The following is a 17,799-nucleotide window of genomic DNA, read 5'->3' as shown; positions in this document are numbered from 1 at the left end:
TTGTCAAGTGCATTTAGAATTTTTTTTATTTAACAAAATTACTTTTGACGTTGTCATTCTGAGGTCGATGAAATTCTTCAATATCGTTCAGGATGACAGCGTCGAGATTTGTCAATGTCCTAAGCACCATTACCGGTATTTATTATCTTTCATTTGAAAAAATCAATTCATTGTTTTCAGCTGATATTTTAATTGTGTCAGACTTTTGAACAGAACCTTTCAAAAGTTCTTCTGAAAGTCGGTCTTCAATTTTTCTTCTTATTTCTCTTTGAAGAGGTCTTGCTCCGTAAACCGGGTCAAAGCCTGCTTCTGCCAAGAATTCCTTTGCTTTCTCATCTAGCTCGATTTTGATATTGAGCTGTTCAAGCCTTTTAGAAAGATTGTCAATCATAAGTGAAACAATCTGCTTGATGTTGTCCTTGCTCAAGGAGTGGAACACAATTATTTCATCGATACGGTTTAAAAATTCCGGTCTGAATGTCTGTTTAAGCTCAGCCATTACATTTTCCTTCATTTTTTCATATTCATCTTTTTCTTCATTTGATGAGTTTGATGCAAAGCCCAGCGTTCTTTGTTTCTTGATTGTGCTTGCCCCAACGTTTGATGTCATGATTATAACCGTGTTCTTAAAGTCCACAGTCCTTCCCTTGGCATCTGTAAGTCTTCCGTCATCGAGGATCTGCAGCAGTATGTTGAAAACATCAGGATGTGCCTTTTCAATTTCATCAAACAATACAACTGAGTATGGCTTCCTTCTTATTTTTTCTGTAAGCTGTCCGCCGTCATCAAATCCCACATATCCCGGAGGTGAACCGACAAGTTTAGAAACAGAATGTTTTTCCATGTATTCTGACATATCAACCCTTATCATTGCATTTTCATCTCCGAACATGGATTCTGCCAGTGCCTTTGAAAGCTCTGTCTTGCCCACTCCAGTAGGTCCCAGGAATATGAATGAACCAATAGGCTTTTTAGGGTCTTTAAGTCCAACCCTTGATCTTCTTATGGCTTTTGACAAGGCTACAACTGCCGGCTCCTGTCCGATTACCCTGTTGTGAAGAATGTCTTCCATGTGCAGAAGTCTGTCTGTTTCATCTCCCTGCAGCTTTTTAACAGGAATCCCTGTCCATTGGGAAACAACTTCTGAAATATCCTCGTATCCAATGCTTGAATCCTTTGAATTTTTTGCTGCCCAAAGCTTCTTCTGCTTGTCGAGCTCATCTGTAAGCCTTTTTTCCTCATCTCTGAAAGATGCTGCCTTCTCAAAATCCTGATTGTTTATTGCAGCTTTCTTTTCATTTTTAAGTTCATTTATTTTATCTTCAATTTCTTTCAATCCTTTTGGGACTGTGGAAGATTTAAGCCTTGTTCTTGAAGCAGCCTCATCAATAAGATCTATGGCTTTGTCAGGCAAAAATCTGTCTGAAATGTATCTGTGCGACAATTTTGCTGCAGCATCAATTGCTTCATCGGTTATTGAAACCTTGTGGTGCGCTTCGTACTTGTCTCTTAATCCTTTCAGAATTTTAATTGTATCTTCAACGCTTGGTTCTTCAACAGTTATGGGCTGGAACCTTCTTTCAAGAGCAGCATCTTTTTCAATGTGCTTCTTGTATTCATCAAGTGTTGTAGCTCCCACAATCTGAAGCTCTCCTCTTGCAAGCGTGGGCTTAAGTATGTTTGATGCATCAATTGCACCTTCTGCTGCCCCTGCTCCTATGATTGTGTGAAGTTCATCAATGAATAGAATTATGTTTCCTGCATTCTTTATTTCATCAATGGCACTTTTAAGCCTTTCTTCAAATTCTCCTCTATACTTGGCTCCTGCAACCATTCCTGACATATCAAGAGTTATTACTCTCTTTGTCTTCAATGTTTCAGGAACATTTCCTTTTATTATTTCCTGAGCCAGTCCTTCTGCTATGGCAGTCTTTCCAACTCCCGGCTCGCCTATGAGGCACGGATTGTTTTTTGTTCTCCTTGAAAGTATTTGAATTACTCTTTCAATAACATCTTCTCTTCCTATGACAGGATCAAGCTTTCCTTCCTTTGCCTTCTGATTCAGGTCTATACCATATTTGTCTATTGTCTTTGTGCCGGGTGCTGAAGCTTGCTGAGGTCCCGGTGAAAATTCCTTGTCTCCCGGAACTCCGCCGCCGCTTCCTTGCTTAACAGCTTCAATAACCTCGTATTTAAGTTCTTTTAAATTTGCAACAGATTTAATTATCTGGGCAGCAATTCCTTCGCCTTCGTCAATGAGTCCCAGAAGAATATGCTCTGTTCCCACATATGGAACACCCATTTGTGATGAATACTGTCTTGAAAGTTCTATGATGTACTTGCTTCTTGGGCTTATGGCTATGAATTCAGGTGTGCTTTCGCCTGTACCCGTAGTATTTTTTATTATGTCTCTTACTTTATCTACATTAAGCTTATTTCTCAGTATTTTCCCTGCAATTCCTTCCTGCTCCATCATGAGCCCAAGCAATATGTGTTCAGTTCCAAGAACATTTTGCTTGAAACGCTTTACTTCTTCCTGAGCAAGTTCAATGGCATTCTTTGCAGAGTTGTTGAATCCGCTTATCATAATTGTATCTCCTTTTCTGATATTATTTATTATTGACCTTAATTTTCTAATAATTCATTTCTTATTATTTCAGCTCTCATTTTATCTCTTTCTTTTGTTGTAAGTTCAGTGTCTGTTGAAGACAAAATATTGTTTGGCTGAATTTTTACCATTAATCTGTAAATGTCCTTGTCTTTTGCCTTGTCTATTATTTCCATTTCCTTACCAAGCTTAAGCAGTGACAAAAGCTTCATGGCTTCCTCCGTAGACATTCTTCTTGCATTTGTAAGGAGTCCGTACGCTCTGTAACAATCGTCTTCAATTTCGTACAAATTGTTTTTCTTGAGATGAGCTCTCATTCTTTCTTCCTTTTCAACTATCTGGGCAACAATTTGAGAAATTTTATCTATCAAGGTTTCTTCGCTTGCTCCCAATGTTCCCTGGTTGGAAATTTGGTAAAGATGACCCATGGATTTTGTCCCTTCGCCGTAAACTCCTCTTACAGCAACCCCAAGCTGGGAAATACCTATTAATAGTTTTTCAATTTGATTTGTAATGGACAATGCAGGAAGATGAACCATGACAGAAGCTCTCATTCCAGTGCCTATGTTTGTGGGGCAGGCTGTCACATATCCCAGCTCTCTGTCAAATGCATAATCAACTTCTTCTTCCAGAACATCATCTATTTTGTTGCTTAATTCCCAGCATTCCTTAAGAGACATGCCTGTTCCCAGCGTCTGAATTCTTATGTGGTCTTCCTCATTGATCATTATTGATACTTTTTCGTCATTGCTTAAGAGAAATGCTCCTGTTTCTTTCTTTTCCGCAAGAGCAGGACTTATGAGATGTTTTTCAACCATCACGCTTTTCTCAACATCCGACAAATCCCTCATGTATGTGAGCTTGTAATTTAAATTTTGTCTGTCTACTGCATTTTTTACTTCTTCAACTACATTGTTTGATTCTTCCCCAGTCATTTTCAAAGGAAATTTGTAATTTTTTAAATTTCTTGCAAGTCTTATACGACTTGTGAGGACTATTCCGCTATTTTCCAAATTACTCATCTCCCTTCTTCATGTTTGATTCCATGCTTCTTATTTTATCTCTTAATTTTGCTGCTGTTTCATATTCTTCCTGCTCAATTGCAGATTTCAGCTCATCTTTTAATTTCTCAATATCCTTTTGAACCTTGTAAATTCCCCCTGCTCTTCTTGGAATCTTGCCCCTGTGCAGCTCATGACCCTGTATGTTTTTTACTACTGGCATAAGCCTTGGCTTGAATGTATCTATGCAGTGGCTGCATCCGAACTTTCCTGTCTGTTTGAATTCCTCATACGTCATGCCACACATGTCGCAGCCCTTAGCAGGCAAATATGGCGTAGTGTTCATGGCATTGTTGAGCATTGCGGAAAATAAATTTTCCATCGAAAAATTTGAATTTAAAATTGTCTGATTCTTTTTAGCACATTCCTCGCACAAATGATTTTCAGATTTTTTTCCATTTAATATATGGGTCACATGGACCTTGGCTTCGTTTTTGCCGCATTCATCGCAAAGCATACTACCCCTCCTGTTATATGTTATTTTCTGCTGATGCAAGAATCATTTCTTTCAGCAAATCAGCTCTCAATTTATTTCTTTCATCATATGAAACACTGTTCAAAGCTCTGTCACTTATGGTGCTTTGCATAATTTTTTGTTCTCTGATGTTTATTATACCTCTTTCAAGCAATGCATAAATTAAATCCAGCGCCTTGTTCAATGTTACGCTGTCTCCTATGCTTTCATTCAGTAGGTTCTGAAGATCTTCTTCTATGGATGAGCGAACCTTGAAAATTCTTATATAGCCGCCTCCGCCTCTTCTGCTTTCAACAATATATCCCCTGTCGTTGTTAAACCGGGTTGTGAGCACATAGTTTATCTGTGAAGGAGAACAATCAAACTGTTGAGCCAAAATGTTTCTTTGTATTTCCACTGCCCTTTGATTGTTGGCTTCCATTAGTTCCTTTATGAAGCCTTCAATAATATCGCTTAAATTAGACATTTTCTCACTTCCTTAAAATCTGATATTAACTTTGACTTTCTTTGACCTTTCACTAATATTAAATCAAAATATATTATTTCTCAAATGCTGTTTTTTATTATTATTGGCTAATTTAGCTAATAATTATTATATTTTCATTTTAAACTTTATAATCGCGCATTATTTCTATTAATAACGCATTTTATCATTATTTTAATTTTAAATTTTTCTGTTTTACTTATTAAAGACTTGTCTTTTGACTATTTAATTATTACTTTTGCGTAATATTTAAGAAATTAAATTGACGAACTTCTTTTTTCGTTGTATATTATAAAAAATATTTATTAAGAAATTTAAACTTTTAATTTATTTATTAAAAATTATTAATATTTAGGAGAGAATATGACTTATTTACAGAAAATAATTGATGATGTTAAGCAAAAAAATCCAAATGAACCAGAATTTCACCAGGCAATCGAGGAAATTCTTACAAGCATTGAGCCAGTTTTAAAAAGCAACCCCCAAATTGTCAAGGCAAAAGTTGTGGAACGTCTCGTAGAACCTGAACGACAAATTATGTTCAGAGTACCATGGGTAGATGCATCCGGTGAACTTCAAATAAACAGAGGCTTCAGGGTACAGCTAAACAGTGCCATTGGTCCATACAAGGGAGGATTACGATTCCACCCTTCTGTTAACTTAAGTGTGGTAAAGTTTCTTGCCTTTGAACAAACTTTTAAAAATGCACTTACTGGATTATCAATTGGAGGAGCAAAAGGCGGTTCCGATTTTAATCCAAAAGGAAAATCCGACCTTGAAATCATGAGTTTCTGTCAGAGCTTTATGACAGAACTTTACAGACATATTGGACAGCATATAGACATCCCTGCAGGAGACTTGGGTGTTGGAGAAAGAGAAATCGGATACCTTTACGGACAGTACAAAAGAATATCTAATTCATTTGAAGCAGGAACACTCACAGGCAAAGGATTAAGCTACGGAGGTTCTCTTGCACGAAAAGAAGCAACTGGTTTCGGACTCTTGTATTTTGTAAATGAAATGCTCAAAAATCACGGTCACTCTATTGTTGGAAAAAAAGTTGTTATATCCGGTTCAGGAAATGTTGCACTTTATTCATGCAAAAAAGCTATTGAGCTTGGTGCAACAGTAATAGCCATGAGTGATTCCAACGGATATGTATATGACAAAAACGGAATTGATTTTGATACAATCCATAGAATAAAAGAAATAGAAAGAAAAAGAATCAGCGAGTATGTAAACTTCTACCCTGAAGCAGAATACGTGGAAAACAAAAGAATTTGGGATCTGCAGTGTGACATTGCTCTTCCCTGTGCTATGCAAAACGACATTGATTTAAAGACAGCCGAAACTCTTATATCAAACGGATGTATTGCTGTTGGTGAAGGTGCAAACATGCCAACAACAAATGAAGCAATAAATCTTTTGATTTCAAAAAATATTCTTCTTGCGCCTGCAAAGGCGGCCAATGCTGGAGGGGTTGCTACTTCAGCTCTGGAAATGGCTCAAAACAGCTCAAGAATGTCATGGACATTTGAAAAAGTCGACAACATTCTTAAAGACATTATGAAAAATATATATGATGAAAGCAGCAAAGCTGCCAATGAATACGGCCAGCCAGGAAACTATGTGATGGGTGCAAATATTGCAGGCTTCACAAAAGTAGCAAATGCAATGATTGCATTTGGAGCTGTATAATAATATAGAAGGAACTGCCTTTTTGGCAGTTTTTTTATTTTTTTATGTAATGTTAAGCAATTTATAGTATAATGTTTTTTATTATAATAACTTTATTCAAGGAGGCACTATGGTCGAAAAAGGTTCTGTACGACACAAGGAATTTATCAGAATATCTCATGAAAGATGTAAAATGTACAACATTAATTACAATCAGATATATTCGAACAAAATACTTGATGAAAAAGAATTGTTTGAAAAGATGGAAGAAAACCGGGAACTTGTGCTTGCAGCAGCTCCTATAATGAATAAAATATATGATTTCGTAAAGGGTTCGAATTTCTTCTCAATTCTTACAGACAAAGAAGGCTGCATCCTCAATGTAATTGGTGATGAGGAAATATTGTCAGAAGCCTTTCGCTTTAAAATGATACCAGGTGCATACATGGATGAAGAAAATATCGGAACAAATGCCATGGGAACTTGTATTACAGAAAACAATCCCATTCAGGTATCAGCAGAGGAGCATTTCATAAGCGCATATCATCGCTGGACATGCTCAGGATGTCCTATAAAGGATGAGTCAGGAAAAATAATCGGAACGCTTGACCTGACTGGCTATAGCGAGCAGGTGCATTCACACACCCTCGGCATGGTAGTTGCCGGGGCTAGGGCAATTGAAAATCAGCTCATGAACAACAAACTGAGAAGTAAGCTTTTAACAGAAAAAAAACAGCAGAAACTTATTCTGGATTCCATATTGAAGGGATTTATTACTGCAGATATGCAGGGCTTCATACTATCTGCCAATTCATTTGCCAGCGAGCTTTTCGGCTGCAGCAATGATGAACTCCTTCATATGAAAACAAGTAACATACTTAAGGACTGGAACTCAGTATATAAATCAATAAAAGAAGATTCCTCCCCTTTCAAAAAAGATGTGGATGTAATTTCCAAAAGAAATATCCTGCAGCTTAACTTAACTGTATATCCGGTTAAGAATCAAAACAATGAAGCAACAAACGTCATATTGGTGTTTGATGAAGTTAAAAAGCAAAGAAAATCAATAGACAGCATAATGGGAAGACATGCTATTTACACATTTGACAAAATAGTAGGCAAGGATGCAAATTTCCTTCAGGTAATAAACTTTGCAAAGAAAATTTCAGACAGCAGGTCAAACATACTAATAATGGGAGAAAGCGGAACCGGCAAGGAACTTTTTGCACAGTCCATACACAACTATTCTGAAAGGTCAAACGGAAGCTTTGTGGCCTTAAACTGCGGTGCCATTCCAAGAAACCTCATAGAATCCGAGCTCTTTGGATATGAACAAGGATCATTTACGGGCGCCAAGGCTGGCGGAAATCCCGGAAAATTTGAAATAGCAGATGGCGGAACAATATTTCTTGATGAAATCGGTGAAATGCCTCTGGATTTGCAGACAAGACTATTAAGAGTAATAGAAGAAGGAACTGTCTCCAGAATCGGAAGCTCTCATGAAAGGGTTGTGGACGTAAGAGTAATTGCAGCTACAAACAAAAATTTAAAACAAGAAGTTGAAAACGGAACATTCAGAAAAGACCTGTTCTACAGGCTTAATGTTCTTCCCCTGCGCCTCCCAAGCCTTTGTGAAAGAAAGGGAGACATAAAGCTTCTATTAGATTACTTCATGGATAGAATAAGCAAAAAACTCAACAAGAAAAAAGTTCATATACCACTTGAGTACATCGAAAAACTTGTGGAATACAATTGGCCGGGAAACGTAAGAGAACTGGAAAACTATGTTGAGCTTGCAGTAAACACAGAGATGGTACCGGACATACACGTGCTGAATTTTGAAGAAAGTTCAAATAAATCAATTAAAATTAAATCAGCAGCAAATGTCTCAAGTGTCTTAAGCCTCAAAGAGATGGAAAAGGAACACATTGTTAATGTGCTGGAATCAACCGGACATAATATCACCCAGGCAGCTTCAGTCTTGGGAATAGGAAGAAATACACTCTACAGGAAGTTAAAAGAATTCGAAATTGAATGTTAATTTTTGGAGCTGTGTTCCACTTAGGAACACAGCTCCATTATGGAACAACAGAATTTGCCATAATTTGCGCCATATTAGTACATTAAATTATCTATCTTTTTAAACGTTGGAAAACCATGGATTTCCAAGCCTTAATAATTGGAACAAGAATTGCATATATAGAAGAAATACATTTATGGAGGTACCATATGCAAAATTATTTTGGCTATCAAGGAACAATCCTAAGAGTAAATTTAACAGAAAAGACAATTAAAAAAGAAGAATTAAATCTTGACGATGCTTTGAAGTTTATAGGCGGAAGAGGTTTAGGAACTAAAATTTTAATGGATGAAGTTGATCCGAAAACAGACGCACTGAGTTCAGAAAATAAATTGATATTTGCAACAGGACCATTGACTGGTACAAGCACTCCTACAGGCGGAAGATACATGGTTATAACAAAATCTCCCCTTACAGGCACAGTAGCATGTTCCAACTCTGGCGGATATTGGGGAGCAGAACTTAAATTTGCCGGCTATGATGTTGTCATCATAGAGGGAAAATCCGAAAAACCGGTATACTTAAACATTTCAGACGATTCAGTTGAAATAAACGATGCTTCATTTGTGTGGGGCAAGACCGCAGGAGAAACAACAGCAGCATTTGAAGAAGCTCACGGCGAAAAAGTACGTGTTGCAACAATAGGTCCTGCAGGAGAAAATCTTTCAAAAATATCCGGCATAATAAACGACAGAGGCCGTGCAGCCGGAAGATCAGGTGTAGGAGCTGTAATGGGTTCTAAAAACCTCAAAGCCATTGTAGTGAGAGGAACAGGCAAAGTTAATGTAAATGATGCTGCAATGCTGAAAGAAGCATTTTCAAAATCAATGGCTAAAATCAGGGAAAACGGTGTAACAGGCCAGGGTCTTCCCACATACGGTTCGGCAGTTCTTGTTAACATCATAAATGAAAACGGAGTTTTGCCAACAAATAATTTCCAGGAGTCTTATTTTGACAAGGCAGATGATATAAGCGGAGAAACTCTTGCAGAAAAATTCCTGAAGAAAAAAGATCCTTGTTTCAGATGTCCTATTGGCTGCGGAAGATATTGCGAAACAGACGGAATTGAAGGTTCAGGCCCTGAGTATGAAACTATCTGGGGTTTTGGATCAAACTGCGGAGTATCAGACCTTAGCGCAATAATAAAGGCAAATTACTGGTGCAATGAATACGGGCTGGATACAATTTCAGCTTCCACAACCATTGCTGCAGCAATGGAACTATATCAAAAGGGATATATAAAGAAAGAAGACCTTGAAGGTGCTCCTGAGTTAGTATGGGGAAATGCCGAGGCTGTTGTGGAATGGACAAAGCTTATGGGCCAGGCAAAAGGACTTGGTGCAAAAATGGCAGAAGGTTCTTACAGATTGTGTGAAAGCTATGGTGTTCCCGAATTATCCATGAGCGTAAAGAAACAGGAAATGCCTGCATACGACCCAAGAGGTATCCAGGGAATAGGACTTAACTATGCTACATCAAACAGAGGTGGCTGCCACGTAAGAGGCTACATGATATCACCAGAAATTTTGAATCTTCCTCAGGAACTGGATAGATTTGCAACTGACGGAAAGGCTGAATGGACCAAAATATTCCAGGACTTTACAGCAAGCATCGATGCTGTGGGACTTTGCCTCTTCACTTCATTTGCCATGGGAGCAGACGACTATGCAGATTTGTACAATTCAATATGCGGAACAAAACTTACCGGAAATGATTTTGTTGAAATAGGAGACAGAATCTGGAACCTTGAAAGATTGTACAACTTAAAGGCAGGCATCGATCCTTCCGAAGACACTCTTCCAAAGAGATTGCTGGAAGAGCCAATTTCATCAGGACCATCCACAGGCCATGTAAACAAATTAAGCGTAACTCTTCCTGAATATTACAAAGCAAGAGGATGGACTGAAAAAGGAATTCCAACAGAAGAAAAATTAACGCTTCTTGGGTTGGAAGCATTTAAATAACTTTATGAAAAAAATCACAGTAAAGCTTTTTGCAACACTTCGTGAAGGAAGAGGCAAGATTATTGAAATGGAATGCAAGGAAGGAAAAAAAATAAGGGAAATTCTCCATGACCTTAAAATTGAAGAAAAAGAAGTCGCCATACTTTTAAAAAACGGCATAAGTTCTAAAATGGATGTAGTGCCTTCATGTGGGGATTATCTGTCAATATTCCCCCCTGTTGGAGGCGGTTAAAAAAACGGAAGATTATTCTTCCGTTTTTTGTTGTTCCATATCTTTTTTGCGGTCATATATAATTTCGCCATTTATGAGCGTATACATGGTATTTGTGAATGTTTCCATGGGATTTCCGTCAAAAATGGCTATGTCAGCATCCTTTCCTTCCTTCAGGCTCCCCACTCTGTCAGAAACGTTGCATATTTCAGCTGCATTGATTGTTATAGCCTTTAACCCTTCTTCTATTCCGAGTCCTTCCTTTGCTGCAAATCCTGCACACACGGGAAGATACTGAATCCTTGTTACAGGATGGTCCGTTGTTACAGCAACCTTTATTCCTTTTTTGCTAAGAATTCCTGCCGTTTTAAAATCCATGTTCTGTACTTCAATTTTATTCCTTGATGCAAGTGAAGGTCCCACTATTGCAGGAAAACCTGATTGTTTAATTTCATCTGCAATAAGATGTCCTTCTGTGCAGTGGTCCAGTGTAAGCTTCAATTTAAACTCCTTCGCTATTCTTATGGCTGTGAGTATGTCGTCAGTTCTGTGAACATGTGCCTTAAGAGGTATTTCTCCCTTTAGAACAGGCAGCCAACACTCTTTTTTAAAATCAGGCTCAAAATCTTCACCTTTTTTGTCTTTTTCTTTTTTATACTGTACAGCCTTAAATATTTCTTCCCTGAGCATTCCAGCTATGGACATTCTTGTTGTCGGCATTTTTTCCATATCATTATAGTTTGTTTTTGGATTTTCACCAAAGGCAATTTTCATTGCAGCCGGTGCAAGCACAATCATCTGATCAATTGACCTTCCGTTTGTTTTTATGAATGCAAACTGCCCGCCCACAACATTCGAACTCCCCGGTCCAACCATCACTGATGTAATTCCGGAACACACTGCATTGTGAAAAGCTGAGTCCATGGGATTTATGCCATCGATGGCTCTTATGTATGGAGTGATTGGTTCTGTCATTTCATTGCAGTCATCTCCTTCAAAACCTTTCTTTTCTTCTGTTATTCCTATGTGGCAGTGGGCATCTATAATTCCAGGCATTACCCAAAATCCTTCTGCATCTATAGTCTTTGTGATGTTGTACTTACTTTCATCAATTTTTTCTGCAACAATTAATATTTTATGTTCATTAACCAATACACAGCCGGATTTATAAGTCACTCCGGCCATGGTTAAAACTGTACCGTTTTTTATGAGCAGCATGTTTACCTCAAAATTTTTGTCGTGCTTTTATTATTTTGAAAAGACATGATTTTATTCCTTAATTTTAGAAACAATATTGTTATTTATATTGCATAGTTAAAAAATTTTTGTAAATACTTTTCTCAGGAGGTGAAACAGAATGGATAATAACAGAAACAACAACAACAATAATAACAACAGAAACAACGAAAGAAACAACAATAACAATGACTTAAGAAACAAGAACAACAACGATTTAAGAAACAAAAACAACAACAATGATTTAAGAAACATCAACAATAACAATGATTTGAGAAACAACAAAAACAATGATAACAACAGAAACAATGATTTAAGAAACAACAGCAATAACAATAACAACAACAACAACAATGACAACAGAAGATAATCAAGCAGGAGAGATATGATGAATTTACAAAACAATACGCTAGCCCCTCATGAAACTCTTGAAGTTCATGAACTATTAAGATCAGAACTCACTTGTTTAAAAAAACTACAGGCCAATATGTCCATTGTTCAGGACAATGAACTAAAACAGTTTATGAATGAAGCAATGAATTCTAAACAAAGAAGCATTGAGCAGTTGCAGCAATTTATTGCTTCAGGCTCAGCTATGAACAACGGAGGTATGAGATGAGTTTAATGGATTTAATGGGAAACAATATGAGCTTAAGTGACAAGGACATAGCATTTGACATGCTGAAGGATTCCAAGTTCGGATTGACAGGACTCACAATGGCTCTTGCCGAAACCACAAATCCTCAGCTTAGGCAAATGCTCGGGGCACAGCTGAACAACTGTGTTGTAAGCCATCACAGACTATCTGATATTGCTTTAAATAAAGGCTGGTATCAGGCATATGCATCTCCAATGCAGCAAATGCAGACTGATATGCAGGATGCAAGAACTGCAATAATGTAACATTAAGGGCATTCGCTATAGCAGCGAATGCCCTTTTGTTACTTTTCTCGAGCATTTATCAAAGAACGCTACCATGTCTGAAGCATGTTGTTATATGGTCATTGATAACACCTGTTGCCTGTAAATGGGAATACACAATTATTGTTCCGAGAAACTTAAATCCCCTTTTTTTCAAATCCAGGCTTACCTTATCCGAAAGGCTGGAGGATGCAGGAACCTGAGAAATATCCTGCCAGTGGTTCACCAAAGGCTTATTGCCTGTAAAGCCCCATATGTAATTGTCAAAACTTCCGAATTCCTTTTGAATTTCTATAAAACATTTGGCATTGTTAATAGAAGCATTAATTTTCAGCCTGTTCCTTATTATTCCCTTGTCCTGCATGAGTTCTTCGATTTTGTTTTCGTCATATTGTGCTACTTTCATATAATCAAATCCGTCATATGCCTTGCGGTAATTTTCTCTTTTTTTCAATATGGTGAGCCAGTTAAGGCCTGCCTGTGCCGATTCAAGCACAAGAAACTCAAAATGTTTCCTGTCATCATGTACAGGAACTCCCCATTCTTCATCGTGATATTTTACATACAGCTCATTGTCGCCGCACCAATCGCATCTGTTCATCTTAACACCCCTTTTATCTTTGTAATTAAAAAATACACCAAAGTCTCCATACTTGCAACAAAAAAGGCGGAAATATTCCGTCTTTTTATTCCTGTATGTCAAATATTTTAACCAACTGGTCCGGATTTTCTCCCATGCCAGAGTCGCTGTTTGCTTCCCTGAATGTCCATCCGCTTCCTTCAAGTTTGTTAATGTCAAGTCCTGCATCTATTAAAGGCTGTGCTTTAATTACAAATATCATGTCTGCATCGTTGATACCAAGCTCTTCAGTCCATTGAACCTCATTGCCGTCTCCCAACAGAAGTCTGTAATGTTTTTGGTCTTCATGATATTTTATAAGACTTGTGTCTTCTTTTAAAATTTTCATCATTGAATCTTCTGAACCATCTGTCTTAACCTTGGTGTCGCTTACATTGTACGGCTTTATTAAACGATTTGGAAGATTTTCTCCCATATCATCTTTTCCTGCCGGTTCATACAGCCACTCATTTTTGTCAAGCTTTTCAATGTCAAGTCCTGCCTCAACCAATGGATCCGCAAGCATTACAACTGCAAAATCCGCCTTGTTTGCTGACATGTCGCTGGACCATTCAAACTTTTCACCTGTCGGAAGAGCAAATCCCCAGTGATTTAATGCTTCATGATATCCCTTTTGGCTTGGATATGCTTTAAGTATGGCACTGAATGATTTCAAAGCATTGTCAGAAGTTTCATCTCCCGTCTTTGATCTTTGGCATCCTGATGCTGCCAAAACCATTGCTGCCAATGAAGCTATTATTATTATCTTTTTAATTTTCATCATTATCTCCTTTAAAACTAAGTTAAACACAATATATATTATTTATGTGTAGATTTAATGGAGAAATACGTATATATTAATTATTTCATAACTTTTATGGAGCTAATATAAAACCTTCCTGTCTCCAGGAAGGCTTTGTTTATAGTTTACTTGCCGGAAACCAGCTTTTTGTATTGTTTGCTATCTTAACAAGCAACAACATTGTTGGAACTTCTGTTAAAACTCCTACGGTTGTTGCAAGAGCTGCCGGAGATGTAGGACCAAAGAGCGCAATTGCAACAGCTACTGCAAGTTCGAAGAAGTTCGATGCACCTATCATTCCTGCAGGAGCAGCAATGTCATAAGGGAGCTTAAATGATTTGCATGCCAGATATGCAATGAAGAAAATCAAAAATGTCTGCAGCGTCAAAGGCACTGCTATTAAAGCAATGTGCAGAGGATTGTTAAGTATTACTTCACTCTGGAACGAGAATATCAGAACTAATGTAAGAAGCAGTCCTACAGTTGTTGCATTGTCAAATTTGGACAGGAACTGATTTTCAAAGTATTCAATGCCATTTTTCTTTATTACATTAATTCTTGTAAGTATTCCTCCGGCAAGAGGTATTACAACAAACAACACAACAGACAATATCAAAGTTTCAAGAGGTACTCTTACATTGCTTACTCCAAGCAAAAACTTTACAATGGGCACAAACGCTGCAAGAATAATAAGATCATTCGTTGCAACCTGTACCACTGTGTATGCAGGGTTACCCTTTGTCAGTGTACTCCATACAAATACCATAGCTGTACAAGGAGCAGCACCCAGAAGTATTGCACCTGCAAGATATTCCTTTGCTAAATCCGGAGCAATGAAATTTTTAAAAACCACATAAAAGAAAAATGATGCAATTGCATACATGGTGAATGGTTTAATAAGCCAGTTAGTTGCCCATGTTATATACAAACCCTTGGGATTGTTTCTGATGTTTTTCAGGCTCTGGAAATCAACCTTCATCATCATTGGATAAATCATTACCCAAATGAGCACAGCCATTGGTATTGATATTTTTGCATATTCAAACTTGTTTAAAAATGCAGGCAAAGCCGGCATAAACCTGCCAATTAGAACTCCAACAACCATGCACAGCGCTACCCAAAGCGATAAATATTTTTGGAAAAATCCTATTCCTGATGAATTTTCACTACCCATAATACTCCTCCAATTTTATTTTAAATTTATATTTTGAATGCATAAGTCCTGGTTTCTGCAACTGTCAAAATTTGCGCAGTCAGTTTCATAACAAGGAAGTTGTTTGATTTTTTTAATAATATAATCATATAATTCCTTGTTTTCACTTATAAATTCCTTGCTTATTTTGTAATATGTCCACTGTGCATTTTTGTAGCTTTCCAGGATCCCTGCTCTCCTGAGAACAGTGAGATGCCTTGAAGCATTGGACTGAGTAAGCTGAAGGCACTCTTCAATTTCACACACACACATTTCGTTTTTTATAATCTGAGCTAAAATTCGCAGCCTTGTTTCATCTGCTAATGCTTTTAATATTTCTATCAACTTATTGCCCCCTTCATTGTTAGTTTCCACCTTACCTGCCGCGTCTTACCTTTGCAACTTTTGGCTGTGAGTCTATTGTGCTTACAGAAATCCCAAGATATCTTACAATTTCCTCATTTGTAGGATATCTTCCAGAAACAGAAATTTCACCGTCCACAACTGTAACAGGCAGGACATCGACTCCATTTTCATTGATGTATTTGTTTACAGTCTTGTTGTTTATAAATTCCATGGGCGAACTTGTCAGATTAAATCTTTCTATTTCCACACCATTCTTTTTTAAATTGTTCAGCATGGTTGACATTCTCAAGAGCTCCGGGTCTATTCCCACCCCGCAAAGTCCAGTAGGACAGCACATTGCTGGCTCAAATATCTGAATCTTCTTCATTTTTCCTCCTATATGTTAATCAATTAGCATATGAGTATATATTCATACGCTCTGGTTTTAAAAAAACATTAGTAATGCTGGCAACATTATTATCCTATAATAAATATGAAAACCAACATCAATTAATACAGTTTTTCATTTGAAATTTTATGAGCAAGGTCTTTAATCTTCTTTTCAATTTCTTCTATTATTTTTTCAAATTCCTCATCGCTTTTTCCGGTTGGATCATCTAGGCCCCAGTCTTCCTCGTACTTGCTGTCAACAAATGGACATATTACATTACATCCCATTTTTATTGTTATATCAATTTCAGGAAGCTCAGTTATCAATTTAGAATATTGAGTTTGTTCCATATCTATATTGTAAATCTTTTTAATCAGTCTTACTGCATCCTGATTTATTTGAGGTTTAGTTTCAGTTCCTGCTGAATAGCTTTCAAAGACATCTCCTGCAAAATGCTTTCCAAGTGCTTCAGCCATTTGGCTTCTACATGAGTTGTGCACACAGATAAATGCTACTTTCGGTTTATTGTTCATATATCCTCCTTGATTTTTATCTTCTTTTATTATATTATATCAGCATATGCTCATATGTCGATATGAAATTTGTAAGTAAAGTGTAAATTTTTTGTAAATACTACTTATCATCATTAAATTTTTATTTATCACATTGACAACAATCTATGTTTAATGCTATTCTTAAAAGATGGTATAATATACATAGCTTGAGCAATAAAAAACAAAAGAGGTATTTATGGAACAATTTAAGAAAATTACTATAGAAGATAAAAATATACTGACTGAACATCTGAGCTTAAGAAAGTATAGAGCATGCGACTTAAGCATAGGCAATCTCATATTATGGTCAGATGTATATAACACTCAGTTTGCAGTTGCAGGAGATAATCTTTTTATAAAGTTTGTCGAAGGCAACAATGAATATTTCACATTTCCTACAGGAAAAGGTGATTTAAAGCAATCATTTGAATGGTTGTTTGATTACTGCAAAAAACATGACAAGGAGTTCAAATTGAATGTTGTAGACCCTTCCATGTTTGAAGAAATAGAAAATCTTTATCCCGGAATGTTTGAAATTTCTTATCAAAGGGACAATGCAGACTATGTGTACAATGTTGAAGATTTAAAAAATCTTTCAGGCAAGAAGTACCACGGCAAGAAAAATCATGTGAACAAGTTCAAGAAAACGCACATAGACTGGTCCTATGAAAAAATAACTGACGAAAACACCCCTGAATGCATTGAAATGGTAAAAGAATGGTGTACACAGAACGGCTGCTGCGAAGATAAATCCAAGGCAGATGAAATATGTGTGCTCATAAAAGGCCTTAAATTAAGAAAAGAACTGAACATGATTGGCGGCATAATCAGATTAGAAGGAAAAATTATAGCTTTAACATTGGGCGAACAATCCGGAGATGACATGTTTATAATACATTTTGAAAAGGCATTTTCTCATATAGATGGTGCATATCAGATGATAAATCAGCAGTTCATCATAAACGAACTTGCAGGAAACTTTACTTACGTAAACCGCGAAGAAGACATGGGAGTTGAAGGATTAAGGAAAGCAAAGGAATCCTACTACCCTGCTTTCATGGCTGAAAAAGGAATTGTTGTAAGAAAATAATCTTCACCGGTGCGTAGGGGCGGACCTCGTGTCCGCCCGTTGTTATTGATTCAATTATTTTATTATCTGCGGGAGAACACAAGGTTCTC

The 17,799-nt window shown here is 37.1% G+C and carries 19 protein-coding genes; 8 read left to right on the top strand and 11 right to left on the bottom strand.

Annotated elements, in window-relative coordinates:
• Positions 1–142 precede the first annotated feature (142 nt).
• The 4 genes from LY60_RS12020 to LY60_RS12005 are packed head-to-tail and all read right to left on the bottom strand — an operon-like array spanning position 143 to position 4,610.
• Positions 143–2,587, bottom strand: coding sequence for an ATP-dependent Clp protease ATP-binding subunit (locus LY60_RS12020; RefSeq protein WP_145084074.1), 2,445 nt, complete (start codon positions 2,585–2,587; stop codon positions 143–145).
• 38 nt (positions 2,588–2,625) lie between these two features.
• Positions 2,626–3,630 carry a protein arginine kinase gene (locus tag LY60_RS12015; protein WP_145084071.1) on the bottom strand — a complete coding sequence of 335 codons (1,005 nt, stop codon included), beginning with the start codon at positions 3,628–3,630 and terminating at the stop codon, positions 2,626–2,628.
• Positions 3,623–4,126 carry a UvrB/UvrC motif-containing protein gene (locus tag LY60_RS12010; protein WP_145084068.1) on the bottom strand — a complete coding sequence of 168 codons (504 nt, stop codon included), beginning with the start codon at positions 4,124–4,126 and terminating at the stop codon, positions 3,623–3,625. Before LY60_RS12010 ends, LY60_RS12015 begins: the two co-directional genes overlap by 8 nt.
• A 13-nt stretch (positions 4,127–4,139) precedes the next feature.
• A complete protein-coding gene (locus tag LY60_RS12005; protein WP_145084065.1) occupies positions 4,140–4,610 on the bottom strand; it encodes a CtsR family transcriptional regulator in 471 nt (156 codons plus the stop codon).
• Positions 4,611–4,991: 381 nt separating this feature from the next.
• Here LY60_RS12005 and gdhA point away from each other — a divergent pair, with 381 nt between their 5' ends.
• The 4 genes from gdhA (at position 4,992) to LY60_RS11985 (ending at position 10,581) form a co-directional block, all read left to right on the top strand.
• A complete protein-coding gene (gdhA, locus tag LY60_RS12000; RefSeq protein ID WP_145084062.1) occupies positions 4,992–6,326 on the top strand; it encodes an NADP-specific glutamate dehydrogenase in 1,335 nt (444 codons plus the stop codon).
• A 109-nt stretch (positions 6,327–6,435) separates the two neighbouring features.
• The gene (locus tag LY60_RS11995; RefSeq protein ID WP_145084059.1) at positions 6,436–8,346 is read left to right on the top strand and encodes a sigma-54-dependent Fis family transcriptional regulator; all 1,911 of its coding nucleotides are present in this window, start codon (positions 6,436–6,438) and stop codon (positions 8,344–8,346) included.
• Positions 8,347–8,534: 188 nt separating this feature from the next.
• Positions 8,535–10,349, top strand: coding sequence for an aldehyde ferredoxin oxidoreductase family protein (locus tag LY60_RS11990; RefSeq protein ID WP_145084056.1), 1,815 nt, complete (start codon positions 8,535–8,537; stop codon positions 10,347–10,349).
• A gap of 4 nt (positions 10,350–10,353) precedes the next feature.
• Positions 10,354–10,581: a MoaD/ThiS family protein gene (locus LY60_RS11985; protein ID WP_145084053.1), complete on the top strand. Its 228-nt coding sequence runs from the start codon at positions 10,354–10,356 to the stop codon at positions 10,579–10,581.
• Positions 10,582–10,593: 12 nt separating this feature from the next.
• Here LY60_RS11985 and LY60_RS11980 read toward each other — a convergent pair whose 3' ends face one another.
• Positions 10,594–11,778, bottom strand: coding sequence for an amidohydrolase (locus tag LY60_RS11980; RefSeq protein ID WP_145084049.1), 1,185 nt, complete (start codon positions 11,776–11,778; stop codon positions 10,594–10,596).
• A gap of 139 nt (positions 11,779–11,917) precedes the next feature.
• Between LY60_RS11980 and LY60_RS18060 the strand changes: the two genes are divergently transcribed.
• The 3 genes from LY60_RS18060 to LY60_RS11965 are packed head-to-tail and all read left to right on the top strand — an operon-like array spanning position 11,918 to position 12,699.
• Positions 11,918–12,166, top strand: coding sequence for a hypothetical protein (locus LY60_RS18060; RefSeq protein WP_170226204.1), 249 nt, complete (start codon positions 11,918–11,920; stop codon positions 12,164–12,166).
• Between the two features lie 18 nt (positions 12,167–12,184).
• The gene (locus tag LY60_RS11970; RefSeq protein ID WP_212633483.1) at positions 12,185–12,415 is read left to right on the top strand and encodes a hypothetical protein; all 231 of its coding nucleotides are present in this window, start codon (positions 12,185–12,187) and stop codon (positions 12,413–12,415) included.
• Entirely contained in the window at positions 12,412–12,699 is a 288-nt protein-coding gene (locus LY60_RS11965) for a spore coat protein (protein WP_246145439.1), read from the top strand. The genes LY60_RS11970 and LY60_RS11965 overlap by 4 nt, the downstream gene beginning before the upstream one ends.
• Positions 12,700–12,757: 58 nt before the next feature.
• Here the strand turns inward: LY60_RS11965 and LY60_RS11960 are convergent, their stop codons facing one another.
• The 6 genes from LY60_RS11960 to LY60_RS11935 form a co-directional block, all read right to left on the bottom strand.
• Positions 12,758–13,318, bottom strand: a complete 561-nt coding sequence (locus LY60_RS11960) for a DNA-3-methyladenine glycosylase I (protein WP_145084040.1) — start codon at positions 13,316–13,318, stop codon at positions 12,758–12,760.
• Positions 13,319–13,403: 85 nt separating this feature from the next.
• Positions 13,404–14,117: a hypothetical protein gene (locus tag LY60_RS11955; RefSeq protein ID WP_246145437.1), complete on the bottom strand. Its 714-nt coding sequence runs from the start codon at positions 14,115–14,117 to the stop codon at positions 13,404–13,406.
• 139 nt (positions 14,118–14,256) lie between these two features.
• Positions 14,257–15,312, bottom strand: coding sequence for an ACR3 family arsenite efflux transporter (gene arsB / locus LY60_RS11950; RefSeq protein WP_145084035.1), 1,056 nt, complete (start codon positions 15,310–15,312; stop codon positions 14,257–14,259).
• A gap of 15 nt (positions 15,313–15,327) precedes the next feature.
• Complete coding sequence (locus LY60_RS11945; protein WP_145084032.1) at positions 15,328–15,675, bottom strand: ArsR/SmtB family transcription factor; 348 nt, start codon at positions 15,673–15,675, stop codon at positions 15,328–15,330.
• 31 nt (positions 15,676–15,706) lie between these two features.
• The gene (arsD, locus tag LY60_RS11940; RefSeq protein WP_145084029.1) at positions 15,707–16,063 is read right to left on the bottom strand and encodes an arsenite efflux transporter metallochaperone ArsD; all 357 of its coding nucleotides are present in this window, start codon (positions 16,061–16,063) and stop codon (positions 15,707–15,709) included.
• A 122-nt stretch (positions 16,064–16,185) separates the two neighbouring features.
• Entirely contained in the window at positions 16,186–16,599 is a 414-nt protein-coding gene (locus LY60_RS11935) for an arsenate reductase/protein-tyrosine-phosphatase family protein (protein ID WP_145084026.1), read from the bottom strand.
• Between the two features lie 217 nt (positions 16,600–16,816).
• On the opposite strand from LY60_RS11935, the gene LY60_RS11930 reads away from it, so the two are divergent.
• The gene (locus tag LY60_RS11930; protein ID WP_145084023.1) at positions 16,817–17,710 is read left to right on the top strand and encodes a DUF2156 domain-containing protein; all 894 of its coding nucleotides are present in this window, start codon (positions 16,817–16,819) and stop codon (positions 17,708–17,710) included.
• Positions 17,711–17,799 lie beyond the last annotated feature (89 nt).

The organism is Sedimentibacter saalensis (genome assembly GCF_007830175.1).
Lineage (GTDB): Bacteria > Bacillota > Clostridia > Tissierellales > Sedimentibacteraceae > Sedimentibacter > Sedimentibacter saalensis.
The sequence above is the reverse complement of the archived record's forward strand: the minus strand, read 5'-3'. Positions and strand labels throughout refer to the sequence as shown.

Excerpts from the sequence above, each read along its gene's own strand:
- LY60_RS11985 (WP_145084053.1), top strand. The coding sequence starts at position 10,354 with ATGAAAAAAATCACAGTAAAGCTTTTTGCAACACTTCGTGAAGGAAGA.
- LY60_RS12015 (WP_145084071.1), bottom strand. The coding sequence starts at position 3,630 with ATGAGTAATTTGGAAAATAGCGGAATAGTCCTCACAAGTCGTATAAGA.
- LY60_RS11935 (WP_145084026.1), bottom strand. The coding sequence starts at position 16,599 with ATGAACAATAAACCGAAAGTAGCATTTATCTGTGTGCACAACTCATGT.
- LY60_RS11930 (WP_145084023.1), top strand. The coding sequence starts at position 16,817 with ATGGAACAATTTAAGAAAATTACTATAGAAGATAAAAATATACTGACT.
- LY60_RS11995 (WP_145084059.1), top strand. The coding sequence starts at position 6,436 with ATGGTCGAAAAAGGTTCTGTACGACACAAGGAATTTATCAGAATATCT.
- LY60_RS18060 (WP_170226204.1), top strand. The coding sequence starts at position 11,918 with ATGGATAATAACAGAAACAACAACAACAATAATAACAACAGAAACAAC.
- LY60_RS11990 (WP_145084056.1), top strand. The coding sequence starts at position 8,535 with ATGCAAAATTATTTTGGCTATCAAGGAACAATCCTAAGAGTAAATTTA.
- LY60_RS11960 (WP_145084040.1), bottom strand. The coding sequence starts at position 13,318 with ATGAACAGATGCGATTGGTGCGGCGACAATGAGCTGTATGTAAAATAT.
- LY60_RS12010 (WP_145084068.1), bottom strand. The coding sequence starts at position 4,126 with ATGCTTTGCGATGAATGCGGCAAAAACGAAGCCAAGGTCCATGTGACC.
- LY60_RS11965 (WP_246145439.1), top strand. The coding sequence starts at position 12,412 with ATGAGTTTAATGGATTTAATGGGAAACAATATGAGCTTAAGTGACAAG.
- LY60_RS11970 (WP_212633483.1), top strand. The coding sequence starts at position 12,185 with ATGAATTTACAAAACAATACGCTAGCCCCTCATGAAACTCTTGAAGTT.
- LY60_RS12020 (WP_145084074.1), bottom strand. The coding sequence starts at position 2,587 with ATGATAAGCGGATTCAACAACTCTGCAAAGAATGCCATTGAACTTGCT.
- LY60_RS12005 (WP_145084065.1), bottom strand. The coding sequence starts at position 4,610 with ATGTCTAATTTAAGCGATATTATTGAAGGCTTCATAAAGGAACTAATG.
- arsD (WP_145084029.1), bottom strand. The coding sequence starts at position 16,063 with ATGAAGAAGATTCAGATATTTGAGCCAGCAATGTGCTGTCCTACTGGA.
- LY60_RS11980 (WP_145084049.1), bottom strand. The coding sequence starts at position 11,778 with ATGCTGCTCATAAAAAACGGTACAGTTTTAACCATGGCCGGAGTGACT.
- arsB (WP_145084035.1), bottom strand. The coding sequence starts at position 15,312 with ATGGGTAGTGAAAATTCATCAGGAATAGGATTTTTCCAAAAATATTTA.
- gdhA (WP_145084062.1), top strand. The coding sequence starts at position 4,992 with ATGACTTATTTACAGAAAATAATTGATGATGTTAAGCAAAAAAATCCA.
- LY60_RS11955 (WP_246145437.1), bottom strand. The coding sequence starts at position 14,117 with ATGAAAATTAAAAAGATAATAATAATAGCTTCATTGGCAGCAATGGTT.